The 16,179-nt window shown below is 60.1% G+C and carries 15 protein-coding genes; 11 read left to right on the top strand and 4 right to left on the bottom strand.

Annotated elements, in window-relative coordinates; all coding sequences use genetic code 11:
* Positions 1 to 31 precede the first annotated feature (31 nt).
* Entirely contained in the window at positions 32 to 1,384 is a 1,353-nt protein-coding gene (locus ACR0NT_RS09895; RefSeq protein WP_170674787.1) for an aminotransferase class III-fold pyridoxal phosphate-dependent enzyme, read from the top strand.
* Between the two features lie 36 nt (positions 1,385 to 1,420).
* On the opposite strand, the gene hpaR is transcribed toward ACR0NT_RS09895, so the two are convergent.
* Positions 1,421 to 1,861 carry a homoprotocatechuate degradation operon regulator HpaR gene (hpaR, locus tag ACR0NT_RS09890; RefSeq protein ID WP_170674785.1) on the bottom strand — a complete coding sequence of 147 codons (441 nt, stop codon included), beginning with the start codon at positions 1,859 to 1,861 and terminating at the stop codon, positions 1,421 to 1,423.
* A gap of 105 nt (positions 1,862 to 1,966) precedes the next feature.
* Between hpaR and ACR0NT_RS09885 the strand changes: the two genes are divergently transcribed.
* The 10 genes from ACR0NT_RS09885 (at position 1,967) to ACR0NT_RS09840 (ending at position 12,799) form a co-directional block, all read left to right on the top strand.
* Entirely contained in the window at positions 1,967 to 2,365 is a 399-nt protein-coding gene (locus ACR0NT_RS09885; protein ID WP_170674783.1) for a 5-carboxymethyl-2-hydroxymuconate Delta-isomerase, read from the top strand.
* A gap of 3 nt (positions 2,366 to 2,368) precedes the next feature.
* Positions 2,369 to 3,880: a 5-carboxymethyl-2-hydroxymuconate semialdehyde dehydrogenase gene (gene hpaE, locus ACR0NT_RS09880; protein WP_170674781.1), complete on the top strand. Its 1,512-nt coding sequence runs from the start codon at positions 2,369 to 2,371 to the stop codon at positions 3,878 to 3,880.
* 56 nt (positions 3,881 to 3,936) lie between these two features.
* Positions 3,937 to 4,791: a 3,4-dihydroxyphenylacetate 2,3-dioxygenase gene (gene hpaD / locus ACR0NT_RS09875; RefSeq protein WP_170674780.1), complete on the top strand. Its 855-nt coding sequence runs from the start codon at positions 3,937 to 3,939 to the stop codon at positions 4,789 to 4,791.
* A gap of 44 nt (positions 4,792 to 4,835) precedes the next feature.
* On the top strand, positions 4,836 to 5,678 hold the full coding sequence (gene hpaD / locus ACR0NT_RS09870) for a 3,4-dihydroxyphenylacetate 2,3-dioxygenase (RefSeq protein WP_170674778.1): 843 nt from the start codon (positions 4,836 to 4,838) through the stop codon (positions 5,676 to 5,678).
* 24 nt (positions 5,679 to 5,702) lie between these two features.
* A complete protein-coding gene (locus ACR0NT_RS09865) occupies positions 5,703 to 7,184 on the top strand; it encodes an NAD-dependent succinate-semialdehyde dehydrogenase (RefSeq protein ID WP_480442987.1) in 1,482 nt (493 codons plus the stop codon).
* Positions 7,184 to 8,038 (top strand): fumarylacetoacetate hydrolase family protein, encoded by an 855-nt coding sequence (locus ACR0NT_RS09860; RefSeq protein ID WP_170674776.1) that lies wholly within the window; start codon positions 7,184 to 7,186, stop codon positions 8,036 to 8,038. Before ACR0NT_RS09865 ends, ACR0NT_RS09860 begins: the two co-directional genes overlap by 1 nt.
* Positions 8,035 to 8,835 carry a 2-oxo-hept-4-ene-1,7-dioate hydratase gene (hpaH, locus tag ACR0NT_RS09855; RefSeq protein WP_170674774.1) on the top strand — a complete coding sequence of 267 codons (801 nt, stop codon included), beginning with the start codon at positions 8,035 to 8,037 and terminating at the stop codon, positions 8,833 to 8,835. Before ACR0NT_RS09860 ends, hpaH begins: the two co-directional genes overlap by 4 nt.
* A gap of 14 nt (positions 8,836 to 8,849) precedes the next feature.
* A complete protein-coding gene (locus ACR0NT_RS09850) occupies positions 8,850 to 9,905 on the top strand; it encodes an aldolase/citrate lyase family protein (RefSeq protein WP_170674772.1) in 1,056 nt (351 codons plus the stop codon).
* Positions 9,906 to 9,918: 13 nt separating this feature from the next.
* Positions 9,919 to 10,656, top strand: a complete 738-nt coding sequence (locus tag ACR0NT_RS09845; RefSeq protein ID WP_170674770.1) for a metallophosphoesterase family protein — start codon at positions 9,919 to 9,921, stop codon at positions 10,654 to 10,656.
* 268 nt (positions 10,657 to 10,924) lie between these two features.
* Entirely contained in the window at positions 10,925 to 12,799 is a 1,875-nt protein-coding gene (locus ACR0NT_RS09840) for a DEAD/DEAH box helicase (protein WP_170674769.1), read from the top strand.
* Positions 12,800 to 12,883: 84 nt separating this feature from the next.
* Here ACR0NT_RS09840 and ACR0NT_RS09835 read toward each other — a convergent pair whose 3' ends face one another.
* The 3 genes from ACR0NT_RS09835 to ACR0NT_RS09825 are packed head-to-tail and all read right to left on the bottom strand — an operon-like array spanning position 12,884 to position 16,169.
* Positions 12,884 to 14,395 carry a mannitol dehydrogenase family protein gene (locus tag ACR0NT_RS09835; RefSeq protein WP_170674767.1) on the bottom strand — a complete coding sequence of 504 codons (1,512 nt, stop codon included), beginning with the start codon at positions 14,393 to 14,395 and terminating at the stop codon, positions 12,884 to 12,886.
* Entirely contained in the window at positions 14,395 to 15,168 is a 774-nt protein-coding gene (locus ACR0NT_RS09830; protein ID WP_170448189.1) for an L-iditol 2-dehydrogenase, read from the bottom strand. The genes ACR0NT_RS09835 and ACR0NT_RS09830 overlap by 1 nt, the downstream gene beginning before the upstream one ends.
* Positions 15,165 to 16,169: an ABC transporter ATP-binding protein gene (locus ACR0NT_RS09825; RefSeq protein WP_170674766.1), complete on the bottom strand. Its 1,005-nt coding sequence runs from the start codon at positions 16,167 to 16,169 to the stop codon at positions 15,165 to 15,167. The genes ACR0NT_RS09830 and ACR0NT_RS09825 overlap by 4 nt, the downstream gene beginning before the upstream one ends.
* Positions 16,170 to 16,179: the final 10 nt, after the last annotated feature.

Here is a 16,179-nt window from a genome sequence, read left to right as displayed (position 1 = left end):
GCGGGTGGACACAAACCCGGAGACCCGAGACATGAAAGACTCGAACTTTCTGAAAGAAAATAATGCGCGTTATTTCTGGCACCCGATGGCGCATCCCGCCGACAGTCAGAAAAACCCGCCGACCATTCTGAACGGGGGTGAAGGTGTCAGCATTATCGATGTCGACGGTCACAAGGCGCTGGATGCGGTCGGGGGGCTTTGGAACGTCAATCTGGGTTATTCCTGCGAGCCGGTAAAGCAGGCCATTGCCGATCAGCTGAACGCGCTGCCCTATTATTCGACTTTCCGCGGCACCAGCAACGACAAGGCGATCGAGCTGTCTTATGAGCTGGCGCAGTTCTTCGAGCCCGACGGCCTGACCCGTGCTTTCTTTACCTCGGGCGGCTCGGATTCGGTTGAAATCGCGCTGAAAATGGCGCGGCAATACCACAAGGTGCGCGGTGAGGCCGGGCGGACCAAGTTCATCAGCCTGAAGCAGGGCTATCACGGCACCCATTTTGCTGCGGCCTCGGTCAACGGCAATCAGAAGTTCCGCGCAGCCTACGAGCCGATGATGCCGGGCTGTTTCCATGTGCCCGCCCCGTGGACCTATCGCAACCCGTTTGACGAGACCGATCCGGAACGTCTGGCGCAGCTTTGCGTCAAGGCGCTTGAGGCCGAGATTGCGTTTCAGGGGGCAAACACCGTTGCCGCCTTTATCATGGAGCCGGTTTTGGGGGCAGGGGGCGTTATCCCGCCGCACAAGAGCTTCATGCCGATGGTGCGCGAGGTCTGCTCGAAACACGGTATTCTGCTGATCTCGGATGAGATCATCACCGCCTTCGGCCGGACCGGCAGCGAAAGCGGCGCGCGCCATTGGGGGGTGCAGCCCGACATCATGACCACGGCCAAGGCGATCACCAATGGCTATTTCCCCTTCGGGGCAGCAATGATCTCGGGTGCGGTCGCCGAGGTGTTCGAAAGCGACACCACCGGCAAGGCGTCGATGGATCAGGGCTATACCTACTCCGGCCATCCGGTCGGCGCGGCGGCGGCCCTGGCTGCGCTGTCCGAGATCAAGCGCCTGCGTGTCTGGGAAAACGCGGCCGCACGCGGGGAAGAGCTGTTTGCCGGATTGCAGAAACTGGCCGAGAAATACGACGTCATCGGAGATGTGCGCGGCGGCGAGGGGCCGATGTGCGCGCTGGAGCTGGTCTCGGACCGGGCAACCAAGGCGCCTATTGCCAAGCACCTGCCGCTAAAGGTTCAGAAAGCGGCTTACGAAGATGGTGTCATGGTGCGTGTGTCTGGCAACAACATCATCCTGTCTCCGCCGCTGATCATCACCCCCGACGATGTGGCCAAGATCCTGTCGGCGCTGGATACCGGTCTGGCGACTCTTTAACCGCCGCTCACCTGACCTCGCCCACCCCGGGCGGGGTCAGACTTTGACCGCCTGCAGCTCTTCCAGAAGGTCCAGAAGCTGGTTCAGTTTTTCGCGACCCATCTGCGATTCGATGTTCTTTGAAATCGCCAGCGACGTGGCAAGGTTGTCTTCCAGCACCGCGCGCCCGGCATCGGTGATCCGAACCATGGTGCGGCGCTTGTCTTCGTTGTCCTGGCGGCGGGTGATCTGGCCTTCGGCCTCCATCGTGCGCAGAATGCGGGTGAGGCTGGGCAGCAGCAGGCAGGCCTCGTGGGCGATTGCGCTTTGCTCAACCTCGCCCAGCTCGTCCAAAACCCTCAGGATGCGCCACTTCTGTTCGGTGAGCTGAATGTCATGCAGCATATCCCGGATCGGCGCCATGACGGTTTCCCGCGCGCGTAACAGCGCAATCGGTAGGGATCGGGACGTGCTTTTTGTGTGGCTTTGCGTGGTCATGCGGCCTTCTAGAACGCCAATTTGGAAATTGCAAAGATTAACAAGGCAAGTTCTTGACAGCGTGATTGCGAAATAGTAAACATGTTAATTAATAAAGGAGAGCACATGCCACATTTTCACGTCGAGTATTCCGGGAACCTGGAGGACAAGGTCGACATGGGTGGCCTGTGTGAATGCATCCGGGCCACGGCTGCCGAGATCGACACCTTTCCGATGCCGGGCATTCGCGTCCGAGCCGTTCGCGTTGATCATTATGCCATTGCAGACGGCAATCCGGCGCATGGCTTTATCGACATCTCGATCCGCCTGCGCGCCGGTCGGTCCGACGACGTCAAACAAGACGCCACGCAGCGCATTTTCGAAGCGGTCAGGGCGTATCTGGCACCCGCCTTCCTACACCATTCTATCGCCCTCTCGCTTGAGATGCTCGACATCGACCCCAAGCTTTCGCCCAAGACCGGCACGATCCGCGAACACCTTGGCGCGACCACGCAGGAGACCTGAACCATGAGCGCACTGGACACAAACATCGAAAAACTCGCGGGCTTCTTAGCGCGGTTCAAAGAGACAGGCATCAAGAACCGCATCGCGGGTGAAGACGTTGCAGGGTCTGCCGGCGTGTTTCAATCCACCTCGCCGGTCGACAAGTCGGTGATCTGCGACGTCGCCCACGGCACCGCAGATGACATCGACACCGCCGCGAATGCAGCCCATGCGGCCTTTGCCGAATGGCGCGACATGCCCGCCACCGAACGCCGCCGCATTCTGCTGAACGTGGCAGACGCCATCGAGGCGCGCGCCGAGGAAATCGCGCTGTGCGAATGCTGGGACACGGGTCAGACCCTACGCTTCATGTCCAAGGCGGCTTTGCGTGGGGCTGAGAATTTCCGCTATTTCGCGGATCAGGTGGTGCAGGCGCGGGACGGGCAGCACTTGAAATCGCCGACCCTGATGAATGTCACCACCCGCGTGCCGATCGGGCCGGTTGGCGTCATCACCCCGTGGAACACGCCGTTCATGCTGTCGACCTGGAAGATCGCGCCCGCATTGGCCGCAGGCTGCACCGTGGTTCACAAACCGGCCGAGGATTCGCCACTGTCGGCCCGCCTGCTGGTCGAGATTGCAGAAGAGGCAGGTCTACCCAAGGGTGTGCTGAACACCGTGAACGGCTTTGGCCCGGATGCGGGTAAGGCGCTGACCGAGCACCCTCTGATCAAGGCCATCGCTTTTGTTGGCGAAAGCCGCACCGGCAGCATTATCACCAAGCAGGGGGCAGATACGCTGAAGCGGATGCACCTGGAGTTGGGTGGCAAGAATCCGGTCATCGTGTTTGACGACGCCGATCTGGACCGTGCGCTGGATGCGGTGATCTTCATGATCTACTCGATTAACGGCGAGCGCTGCACCTCGTCCTCGCGCCTGCTGGTGCAGGACAGCATCAAGGATGAATTCGAAGCCAGGCTGATCGAGCGGGTGAATAACATCAAGGTCGGCCATCCGCTGGACCCGGCAACCGAAATCGGTCCGCTGGTGACAGAGGAGCACTACAAAAAGGTCACCAGCTATTTCGACATCGCCAAAGAGGATGGCGCGACCGTTGCGGCGGGGGGCGAGAAACTGGGCGACGAAGGCTATTTCATCCGACCGACCCTGTTCACCAACGCCACCAACCAGATGCGCATCGCGCGCGAAGAGATCTTTGGCCCGGTCCTGACCTCGATTCCATTCTCGACCGAGGAAGAGGCGCTGCAGATGGCCAATGATACGCCCTACGGTCTGACCGGCTATGTCTGGACCAATGATCTGACGCGGGCACTGCGCTTTACCGATAAGCTTGAGGCCGGGATGATCTGGGTGAACTCGGAAAACGTCCGTCACCTGCCCACGCCCTTTGGTGGCGTCAAAGCGTCGGGCATCGGGCGCGACGGCGGCGACTGGTCGTTCGAGTTCTACATGGAGCAAAAGCACATCGGCTTTGCCACCGGCCAGCACAAGATCATGCAATTGGGCAAGCTGTAACGGCCTGCCCTTGCAGAAACCGGAAACGCGCGCACCGCAACCAGCAGGAGGAAGAAATGGGAGAAATCGTTCTTGCGGCCAAAATGACCCATGTGCCGACCATGTTTATGTCGGAACAAGAGGGTCCGGTCAAAGGCGCGCGTCAGGCCGCGATTGACGGGCACCGGGAAATTGCACGACGGGCAAAAGAGCTGGGCGCAGATACCGTGGTGATCTGCGACACGCATTGGGTCGTTAATGCCGGTTTCCATATCAATGCAAACAAACATTTCGAGGGGCTGTTCACCTCGAACGAATTCCCGCAATTTATCAAGGACTTGCCTTACGCATATGACGGCGACCCGGCGCTGGGGGATGCCATTGCGGATATTGCCACGAAAAAGGGCGTGCACACGCTCAGCCATCAGGTCGACAGCCTGGAATTGGAATACGGAACCCTTGTCCCGATGCGCTTCATGAGCCGCGAGGCGGAGTTCAAGGTGGTTTCGGTTGCCGCTTGGTGCACCGTTCACAGCCACGAGGAAAGCCGCCTTGTCGGCGAAGCTATCCGCGAGGCGGTTGAGGCCAGCGACAGCAAGGTTTTGCTGGTCGCCTCCGGATCGCTGAGCCACAAGATTTGGCCCAACAAGGATTACGCCGCAAACAATGGTACATTCACCATCAGTTCGGAATTCAACCGCCAGGTCGATCTGCACGTTCTGGACATGTGGCAGGCCGGGGATCACGCTACATTCCTGAAAATGCTGGGCGAATATGCCAATTTCTGCTGCGGCGAAGGCTCGATGCACGACACCGCCATGCTCTACGGCGCGCTGGGGTGGGATGCGTATGATGCGAAATGCGAGGTTGTCACCGAGTATTTTCCGTCCTCCGGAACCGGACAAACCAACGTGATCTTCCCGGTGACCTGAACGGGCTGACAGGCGCGCAACGCATTAATGGAGAGGAGACGATCATGGGAAAGATTGTACAGGCCGCGAAGATTACGCATGTGCCAAGCATCTGGATGTCCCACACGATGCCGAAATACAAAGGCATCCGCCAACCTGCCATCGATGGTTATGCGCGCCTGCGTCAGGATGCGATCGACCGCAAGGTCGACACCTTCGTCATCTTCGACACGCATTGGATCACCAATCAGGGGTTCCACCTGAACACGAAGGAGCACCACAAGGGCCGTTTCATCAGCCACGAACTGCCGCACATGCTGGCGGATATGGAGTTCGACTATCGCGGCGATCACGAACTTGGGGAAAAAATCCTTGATGTGCTGCGTGAGCGTGGTGAGCGGGCGTTGGGGCATTCGCATCCCGATATGGGCATGGAATACGGCACGTTGCTGCCGATGCACTTCATCAATGACGGCGTGAATGCGCGGGTTCTGCCCGTGGCGGTCAATCAGTTCTCGTCGATCGCTGAAAACCGGGTTTGGGGTGAGGCCATCGCTGAAGGCATCCGACGCTCGGACCGGAACGTCTCGATTCTGGCCTCGGGGTCGCTGAGCCATGACTTCACGCCCAATGAACGCTCGGTCGATGGTCTGAATTCGGTGAACGGAGAGTTTAACCGACAGATGGACATGCGCGTGCTGGATCTGTGGGAGCAGGGCCGTTTTGAAGAGTTCCTCGAACTCCTGCCCGACTACGCCAAGAAATGCGCCGGCGAATGCGCCATGAACGATACCGCCTTGCTGTTCGGCGCCCTTGGATGGGGCAGCTACCAGGGCAAGATCGATATCTACACCCCGTATTTCGGAAGCTCCGGAACGGGTCAGGCCAATATCAGCTTCTCGGTCTAAGGCCGAATTCACAGGGAACTTCGAATGACTGAACTGCGTCTCAACGATCCCACGCTGCTTGCCGAAAAGGCGCGGGTTGGGTCCAGATGGGTGGATGCATCCGGGGTCGCGAACGCGATTGACGTGACGAACCCGGCTACGGGTGAGTTGATCGGCCGGGTGCCCAATCTGGGTGCCGCGGAAACGGCCGAGGCAATTGCCGATGCGCAGCGTGCCCAGAAAGGCTGGGCCAAACGCACCGCGAAAGAGCGCAGCCAGATCCTGCGTCGCTGGTACGATCTGGTGATGGAAAACCAGGATGACCTAGGTGCCATCCTGACTGCCGAACAAGGCAAGCCGCTGGCTGAGGCCAAGGGTGAAATCGCCTATGGCGCCAGTTTCATCGAGTGGTTCGCGGAAGAGGCGCGCCGCGCTTACGGGGATGTCACGCCCGGCCATGCGCCCGACAAGCGGATCATCACCGTCAAACAGCCCATCGGCGTTGTGGCCGCGATCACGCCGTGGAATTTTCCCAACGCCATGATCACCCGAAAGGCCGGTCCGGCTTTTGCGGCCGGTTGTTCGATGGTGTTAAAGCCCGCCAGCCAGACACCGTTTTCGGCTATCGCGCTGGCTGTTCTGGCGGAACGTGCGGGGCTACCTGCGGGTCTGTTCTCTGTCCTCACCGGTTCGGCGCGCGCCATCGGCGGCGAGATGACGTCGAGCCCGATCGTGCAGAAACTGACTTTCACCGGGTCGACCGAGATTGGCGCGATGCTCTATGCGCAATGTGCCCCGACGATCAAGAAACTGGGGCTGGAGCTGGGCGGCAACGCGCCGTTCATTGTGTTCGACGATGCCGATCTGGATGCCGCCGTCGAAGGCGCCGTGATCGCCAAGTTCCGCAACAACGGCCAGACCTGCGTTTGTGCAAACCGCATCTATGTGCAGGCCGGGGTCTATGACGCCTTCGCTAAAAAACTGGCGGCCAAAGTGTCGACCCTGCCGACCGGCAACGGGTTTGATGAGGGCATCATCTTTGGCCCGCTGATCGATCAGGCCGCCGTGGACAAGGTGACCGAACATGTCGAAGACGCGACCTCGAAAGGGGCCAAGGTGGCGCTTGGGGGTAAACTCCACACACTTGGCGGCACCTTCTTTGAACCCACCATCCTGACCGGAGTGACCTCGGACATGGCGGTGGCGACCGAGGAAACCTTTGGCCCCGTTGCGCCCTTGTTCAAGTTCGCATCCGAAAGCGAGGTTGTGGCGGCCGCCAATGATACCGAGTTCGGGCTCGCCTCGTATTTCTATTCCCGCGACCTGGCCCGTGTCTGGCGTGTGTCCGAGGGGCTGGAATACGGCATGGTCGGCGTCAACACCGGCCTGATTTCAACCGCCGAAGCCCCATTTGGTGGCGTCAAGATGTCGGGTCTGGGGCGTGAAGGCTCACGCTATGGGCTCGATGATTTCATGGAACTCAAATACATCTGCATGGGTGGCATCGACGCCGCCGAGGAGGCCTGATGCGCTTTGCGACATACTCTGCCAATGGCGAAACATTCTTTGGCGCGATCACGGATGCCGGCGCCATCGCACTGAATAGCGAATTTTCGGATCATGCCAGTTTATATGAGGTGATCGCAGCCGGGGCGTTCGATCAACTGGCCGCAGCCGCTGCTGGCCGGGACGTGACGCATAAGGATTTCACCTACGAGATGGTGATGCCTGACGCGCGCCGCATCCTGTGCGTCGGGGTGAACTTTCCGGATCGCAATGCGGAATACAAGGATGGCAGCGCGCAGCCGAAATACATGTCTCTGTTCCCGCGCTTTGCCAGCGGCTTTACCGGTCATGACCGCCCGCTGATCCGCCCGCCGGAAAACCATACGCTGGATTACGAAGGCGAGGTTGCCATTGTCATCGGCAAGACTGGGCGCAGGATTTCGCAAGAGGACGCCTATGATCACATCGCGGCCCTGACCCTGTGTAACGAAGGCACGATCCGCGACTGGGTGCGCCACGCCAAGTTCAACGTCACCCAGGGCAAGAACTGGGACAACACCGGCGCCATCGGCCCCTGGCTGGTGCCCTTTACCGATGCGGCGCAACTGGATGACGCCCGTATTCAGACCCATGTGAATGGTGAGTTGCGTCAGGACGACACCCTGAACCGCATGATGTTCCCGATCCGGCGCGAGATCGAGTATATCTCGACCTTCATGACCCTGCAGCCGGGCGATATCATCGTCACCGGAACGCCGACCGGGGCAGGGGCGCGGTTTGATCCTCCGAAATATCTGGCGCCGGGCGATGTGGTCGAGGTCTCGGTCGAAGGCATCGGCACGTTGCGCAACACGGTTGAGGACGAACAGGTATGACGCCTGAGGATCATGCCCGCGCCGCTGCTGATCTGCTGAAGGCTGAACGGACCGGAGAACAGATCGGCCTGCTGACCCTGCGCCATCCCGAGATGGGCATGGACGACGCCTATGAGGTGCAAAACGCCATCTATCGCCAGAAACTGGCCGAAGGGCGCAAGGTGATCGGCTGGAAGATCGGACTGACCTCGAAAGCCATGCAATACGCGCTGAACATCGACATCCCTGACAGCGGCATCCTGTTTGATGACATGGCCTTTGAAAATGGTGGAACGGTTCCGGCGGGCCGCTTTATCCAGCCGCGGGTCGAAGCAGAGATTGCCTTTGTGATGAAATCTGCGGTTGGCGGCGAAAACGTCACCCGCGATGGCATCATCGCCGCCACGGACTACGTCGCGCCCTCGATCGAAATCCTCGACACCCGTATTCAAAGGGTCGACCCCAAATCGGGTAAAGCGCGCACGGTGTTCGACACGATCAGCGACAATGCGGCCAATGCAGGCATCGTGCTGGGCGCGGAACGCCACGCGGTGGATGCATTTGACCTGCGTTGGGTCGGTGCGCTGACCTTCCGCAATGGCGAGATCGAGGAAACCGGTCTGGGTGCGGGTGTGCTGAACGATCCGGTCGAAAGCGTTGTCTGGCTGGCACGCCGTATGGCGCAATACGGCCAGAGTATTGAACCCGGTCAGATCATCCTGTCCGGCAGCTTTATCCGCCCGGTCGAATGCCCGTCCGGTACTGAGATTCATGCTGATTTCGGGCCATTTGGTTCGGTCGATATCAATTTCGCCTGAAAGGAACACCGCACATGCCTGCGCCGAAGAACACCTTCAAAGCCGCCCTTAAGGCGGGGCGCCCGCAGATCGGGTGCTGGATCGGCATGGCCAACGCCTATACCGCCGAAATCGCGGCGACCGCGCAGTTCGACTGGCTGCTGGTCGACGGTGAGCACGCGCCGAACGATCTACGCTCCATCCTTGAACAGGTGCAGGTGATCGAAGGATCGGGCAGCACCCCGGTCGCGCGCCTGCCGATTGGCGAGACCTGGATGATCAAGCAATATCTGGACGCAGGCGTGCAGAACCTTCTGGTACCCATGGTTGAAAGCGGCGATCAGGCGCGTGACCTTGTACGCGCGGCGCAATACCCGCCGCATGGCGTGCGGGGCGTGGGATCGGCTCTGGCGCGGGCCTCGCGGTTTGCGGCCATCCCGGATTACCTGAAAACGGCGGATGAGCAGATTTGCCTGCTGGTGCAGGTGGAAAACCAAAAGGGTCTGGCGGCGCTGGACGATATTCTGGCCACCGATGTGGACGGAGTGTTTATCGGCCCATCCGATCTGGCCGCCGATATGGGCCATATCGGCAATGCCGGTCACCCTGACGTGGTTCAGGCCGTGCTGGACGCGCTGACCCGCATCGTGGCGGCGGGCAAGGCGGCGGGTATCCTGACCCTTGATCCGGCAATGCAACGCAAATGCCTGGATATCGGGGCCAGCTTTGTGGCCACCAATATCGACGTGACCCTGTTTGCAACAGCAATGCGCAACGCCGCCACGACCGGGCTGAGCCTGCTGCCGGACCAGACCGCCTCGGGCGTTGCCGAAACCGCTGCGGCCAGCAAATACCTGCAGCAGCTCTGCAAACACTGGTCGCACAAGGCCGAGGTTTTCTTTGACGAAACAAAGGGCAGCGTGGCCTTCCCGGATGGCGACAGCGTGACCCTCGAAGCGAATGGCGACAGCCTGAACCTTACCGCTGCAACCGGTCCGCGCGGCGATTTGGCGCGTTGGAAGGATGTGATCGAAGCTCATCTCGTGCGCTTTGCCTTTAGTGAAGAGCTCCGCATCGATTGGTCCGAATAGGAGCGCCAGCGAGATGCCAGACCCTATCTACGCCATCGGGGACATCCACGGCCAATTGCACATGTTGGAGGACGCGCTGGCGCGCATCGAAAAGGACGGCGGGCCTGATGCGCAAATCGTCTTTATCGGTGATTACACCGATCGCGGCGCCCAAAGCCGCGCGGTTCTGGACCTTTTGGTGAAAGGGCAGTCCGAAGGCAGAAACTGGACGTTCCTGCGTGGCAACCACGATCAGATGTGCGCAATGTTTCTTGAGGATTACCCGCGTAGCGATGCACGCCTGCTGGTCGGGTATCATTGGCTGCATCCTCGGATAGGTGGGGTTGAGACGCTGAACTCCTATGGCGTTGAGGTCAACGACGGGGTTCGCACCTATCAGGTCCACGCCAGGGCCAAAGCCGCCGTGCCGCAGGCCCATATCGATTTTCTGGCAGGTTTGTTGCCCTACTATCTGCACAACGACCTGCTGTTCGTCCATGCAGGCATACGGCCCGGCATCCCCTTGCAGCGTCAGGACCCTGACGACCTGATCTGGATTCGAGAAGAGTTTCTGGACTGCCCGGACCCTCACCCATGGCTGGTTGTTCACGGCCATACCCACGTCGCCACCCCTGAACACCACGGAAACCGTGTGAACATCGATACCGGGGCAGGATATGGCAAACCGCTGACGGCTGCGGTTTTCGAAGGGACAGAATGTTGGGTGCTGGAGGACACGGGGCGAAAACCTCTGACCTGCATCAGGCCCTGATAATGAGAGAAAACGTTCTCTGATTGGAAGAACCACAAGCCCGCGCTGATGGGGGACATAAGCAAACGTCAGGTGGCATTCCGTGAATACCGAATGTCGCTGCGGTGCGTTCCGCCTCCTGTTGCTGGGCTGGTTATTGCGTAAGCGCTGCGGGTCTTCATTTTCCACCCTATACATCCGGTTTCTCTCTCGGTATGGACTGTGCTTCGATTTTGATCCGTGTGTTGGACGCTCTGAGGGTGACAGCATCACCCAAGAGAGCCGAGCCATGAAACAGACACTCGCAGATACGCTGAAGCGCAAAGGATACGACACCCTGACCCCTGTCCAACAGGCCGTGACCGCGCCCGAGTTGCAGGGGCGGGACCTGTTGGTTTCCGCGCAGACCGGATCGGGGAAGACCATCGGGTTCGGGCTGGCCATCGCACCGACCATTCTGGGCGACGCGCAGGTTTTTGATACAGCAGATGCGCCTTTGGCTTTGGTCATCGCGCCAACGCGAGAGCTTGCGATGCAGGTCAAACGCGAATTGGGGTGGCTTTACGCCGATGCGGGGGCGTTCATTGCCTCATGCGTTGGCGGCATGGATATGCGTGATGAACGCAGGGCGCTGTCGCGCGGGGCGCATATCGTGGTCGCAACGCCGGGGCGCTTGCGCGACCATATCATGCGCGGCTCGATCGATCTGACGGCCGTGCGCGCCGTAGTTCTGGATGAGGCCGATGAAATGCTCGACCTCGGGTTCCGCGAGGATCTGGAGTTCATTCTCGAGCAAACCCCGACAGATCGCCAGACGCTGTTGTTTTCGGCCACGGTTCCCCGCGCCATTGTCAGCCTTGCTGCCCGGTACCAACGCGATGCCGAGCGTGTCAGCACCGTTAGTGAACGGACGCAGCACGCCGATATTGAATACCGCGCGATGAATGTTGCCCCGCGTGATGGTGAAAACGCAATCATCAACGTGTTACGGTTCTATGAGGCGCCGAACGCCATCGTCTTCTGCAACACGCGTGCCATGGTCAGCCGTCTGACCGCCCGCCTGTCGAACCGCGGGTTCTCGGTTGTGGCGCTGTCTGGTGAACTGACCCAAAGCGAACGGTCCAACGCCTTGCAGGCCATGCGTGACGGGCGCGCCCGTGTCTGTGTGGCAACCGATGTCGCCGCACGCGGGATCGACCTGCCGAACCTGGATCTGGTGATCCATGCCGAGCTGCCCAATAGTCACGAGACCCTTCTGCACCGCTCGGGCCGGACCGGGCGGGCAGGGCGCAAAGGGGTCAGTGCCCTGATCGTCCCACCGGCGTCGTTCAAAAAGGCGCAGCGTCTGCTGAAATTCGCCAAGCTGACCGCCGAATGGGGGGCTGCCCCGTCCGCAGACGAGGTCAACGCACAGGATATGCAGCGGATGTTCAGCTCGGACGACTGGCTGTCGGACGCGACAGAGGCCGAACGCGTGTCCGTTGATGAACTGGTGGCAAAGTTCTCGCCGGAACAACTTGCCACGGCCTATGTCCGCCAATACCAGCGACAGCATTCCGCACCGGAAGAGTTGAGCGACGTCAAGGAAGCTGCACCAAAGCCAAACGTGCCCTTTGGCCCGAGCGTCTGGTTTTCGCTTTCGGAAGGGTGCAACGACAATGCGTCGCCGCGATATCTTCTTCCGATGATCTGCAAGGCGGGCAACATCACCAAATCCGATATTGGTGCGATCCGCATCGCTGATAGCGAGACCTATATCGAAATTCGCGAAAGCAGCGTTGCTGGCTTCTTGGACGCGATCGGACCTGAGATGAAGATCGAGCGTACAAAAGACATCGTGCAGCTGGACGCCGCCCCCGATTTTTCGGGTTCTGCTAAAAAAGGCCCCAAGCAGGGTGTGAAAGGCAAGAGAGGCTGGGAAAAGACCGGGCAAAAACCGCAACGCCTCGCCGAGCCGCAACCTGCCAAGGCGCGAAAAAAGACACCGCCCAAACCCGCGGACAAAGTGAAAGTGGACGCCAAGCCCAAACGTGATCGTATTGGCAAAAAGTCGGACCGTCCGAAAGGCCCGCCACCGCCCAAGGGTAAGCTAAACAGCAAGAAAAACCGGGTACGCGCTGCCGCAGCAAAGGGCGGCAATGCTGTACCGAGACGCTCGAAATAAGTGAAACGCCTGTCAGAGTGGCTAAGCCGCGCCGCCGTCACAGCATGGTGTGTCTGCGCCCGATTGATCCGAGGGGGCGCGAATTTAGTGCGACAATGAATCGGTGGCTATAAATTCGGCCAAAACTGCCCGGCTGCCGCTCTGCCAGATCCCGGTCAGCCACCGGGCGAAGGCATCGGAAAACGGTGTGCCCCGGCCAAATTCACCGCAATACTGGCGTTGTTCGAGCCAAAGCTCCGGGTCGGCTTTGGACGCCATCGCTGTTTCCTGCAGGGTCTCCCATTGGGGGTCATTGGGGGCGATTTCTGAGCCGTCCTCACGAATGCCCGCACACATCCTGCACCAAAACGCCTCGGCCAGCGCAAGCCCGTTTGCGGAAGAGCCAGCCGCAAGCGCATCGCGCAGCGATGGCAGCAGAAAGCCCGGATGCCGCGATGACCCGTCAAACGCAACCCGGCGCGTTGTGTCGTGAATCGCGGTGTTGGCAAATCGGCTCTTGACCAGGGCAAGGTATTCTTTTGCCGTCGTTCCGGGGACAGCCTCGACATGCGGCAGAATTTCGTCAGCCTGAACTTTCTCGAAAAACGCCACGATGTCCCGGTCTTGCATACAGTCTGCAATTGTCGGGACATTCAGAATTTCCCCGACATTTGCGAGCAGCTGGTGACCGCCGTTCAAAATGCGCAGTTTCATCGTTTCATAGCTATGAACATCATGGGTCAGCGTCACACCGACCTGTTCAAGCGGCGGGCGCCCGGCGCAGAAGTCATCCTCGATCACCCATTGGCGAAAGTTCTCGTGCGAGACCGGCGCGCGGTCATCGACGCCAAGCGCGCGGCATTGCGACACCAACTGATTGGCCGTCGCAGGCACGATGCAATCCACCATCGAATTGGGGAACGCACCATTCTGGTCAATCCAGGCGGCCAGATCAGGATCGGACAGGCGCGCCATACCAACGACGCAGTTCCGCAGGATCGTCCCGTTGCCCTGAAGGTTGTCACAGCTCAGCGCGGTAAAAGGGTTGAGGCCGTCTGCACGCCGTTGCCCGAGTGCCGAAACAAGGGCGCCGAAGACCGTGCGCGGGTGGGTGGGGTTTGCCGCATCGTGACGAATATCTTCGTGATCAGTGTCGAAGGCACCGGAGTTGGAATCCAGGTAATACCCGCCTTCGGTTACTGTCAGCGACACGATCCGGATGGATGGGTCGGCCATCTTCCGGATCAGAGCGGCATTGCCCGCCTCAATCGGCAGGTAGTCAATCATCGGGCCTGTAACCTCGGCGGACATCCCGTTCGGATCCAACTCAATCAGGGTTGTCAGGCAGTCCTGCGCCAGCAATTTCTCTCGCATCTCGGCGTCATAGCTCCGCACACCGGCCCCGATGATGGCCCAGTCGTGGGCCTGACCCTGCTGCATCAACTTGTGTAGGTACCAGGCCTGATGCGCGCGGTGGAAATTGCCAAGCCCGATATGGACAATGCCCGGCGTCAGGTCGGAACGCGCGTAGGCCGGGGTCCTGACGCTCACAGGCAGCTCTGCAAGGCTGTCCCGCCCCAGCCGTTTCGGAGGTTTTGCGTGCGCCAGAGGGTCCATCAGCTCATCCAGTTTCCACCGTCGACATTGTAGGTTTGGGCGACGATGTACTTGGCCTCGTCCGAGGCGAGAAACACCGCCATCCCGGTCAGATCTTCGGCGCAACCCATCCGGCCGTAGGGGACGGCTGCGGCCACCTCGCGTTTCTTTTGGCCACGTGGTTTGCCTTCGTGTTTTGCAAAGAACGCATCTACGCCGTCCCAGTGCTCGCCATCGACGACGCCCGGAGCAATTGCGTTCACGTTGATCCCATGAGAGATCAGGTTCAGCCCTGCCGATTGGGTCAGAGAAATGACCGCCGCCTTGCTTGCGCAATACACAGCGACCAGAGGCTCGCCCCGTCGCCCGGCCTGCGAGGCCATGTTGATAATCCGACCCTTGGTCCCGTGTTCGATCATGTGACGCGCAACGGCCTGCATCGTAAACAGAACACCTGAGACATTGATGTCGAAAACGCGGTTGTAGTCGGCGCGCTCAATCTCAACAATCGGGGCCGCTGTAAAGATGGCTGCATTGTTGATCAGAATGTCGATTGGGCCGAAATGTGCAGCCGTGCGTGCGACGGCCTCGTCTATGCTGTGCTGGCTGGTCACGTCCATCTCGACGGCCACGGCGCTATCGCCGATTTTGGCGACGGCCTCCTGAGCCCGAGGGCCGTCAATGTCGGCAATCGCAACGCGCGCACCTTCGGCGACATAAGCCTTGGCAAAGGCCAGCCCTATGCCACGCGCGGCCCCTGTGATGAGGGCGGTTTTTCCGGCCAGGCGGTTCATACGATCCGCAACCCCTGTGCGTCAAAACGGTGGATCACATCCGCGCGTGGCGCCAGGTGGATGCGGTCGCCGTGGCGAAAGCCAACCTCGCCATCCGCGCGGACGGTGAGTGTTTCGGCAAGACCGGTATCGTGCACATGAAAGAACGTGTCCGAGCCGAGGTGTTCCGAGACGCTGACAACGCCGGACCATTCGCCTTCGGTCTCGGACACTGCGATGTGTTCCGGGCGAATGCCGATGGTGTGGGCACCGTGTTTTTCCGCCTCGGCACCTTCGATCAAGTTCATCTTGGGCGAGCCGATGAACCCCGCGACAAACAGGTTGCGCGGCGTTCGATACAGCTCCAGAGGGCTGCCGACCTGTTCGATCACACCGGCCTGCAGAACAACGATCTTGTCGGCCATTGTCATGGCCTCGACCTGATCGTGAGTCACGTAGATCATCGTGGTCGCCAGACGTTCATGAAGTTCACTGATTTCCAGCCGCATACCGACCCGCAGCGCCGCGTCCAGGTTTGAAAGCGGTTCATCGAACAGAAACGCTGCGGGTTCGCGAACAATCGCGCGGCCGATGGCGACGCGCTGACGCTGCCCGCCTGACAACTGCCCCGGACGGCGGTCCAGATAATCGGTCAGGTTCAGCACGCTGGCGGCCCCTTCGACGCGCTTGTCGATCTCGGCCTGGTCCAGTTTCGCCATGCGCAGCGGGAAGGCGATGTTCTTGCGCACTGTCATATGCGGATAGAGCGCATAGGACTGGAATACCATTGCCAATCCACGTTTCGCGGGCGGTACATCGGTGGCATCCGAACCGTCAATGTCGATGGAACCCGAGGTGATGTCTTCCAGCCCCGCGATCAGGCGCAACAGGGTCGACTTACCGCAGCCCGAGGGGCCGACGAAGACAGTGAACTCGCCATCTTCGATGGTCAGGTCCAGCGGGGGAATGACCTCAACGTCGCCGAAGCTTTTGGTCACGGACTTGAGTTGAATACGTCCCATGTGTCGTGTT

This window comes from Ruegeria sp. AB10 (genome assembly GCF_056542745.1).
Note: the sequence above shows the minus strand (reverse complement) of the source record. Positions and strands in the feature narration are given on the sequence as shown.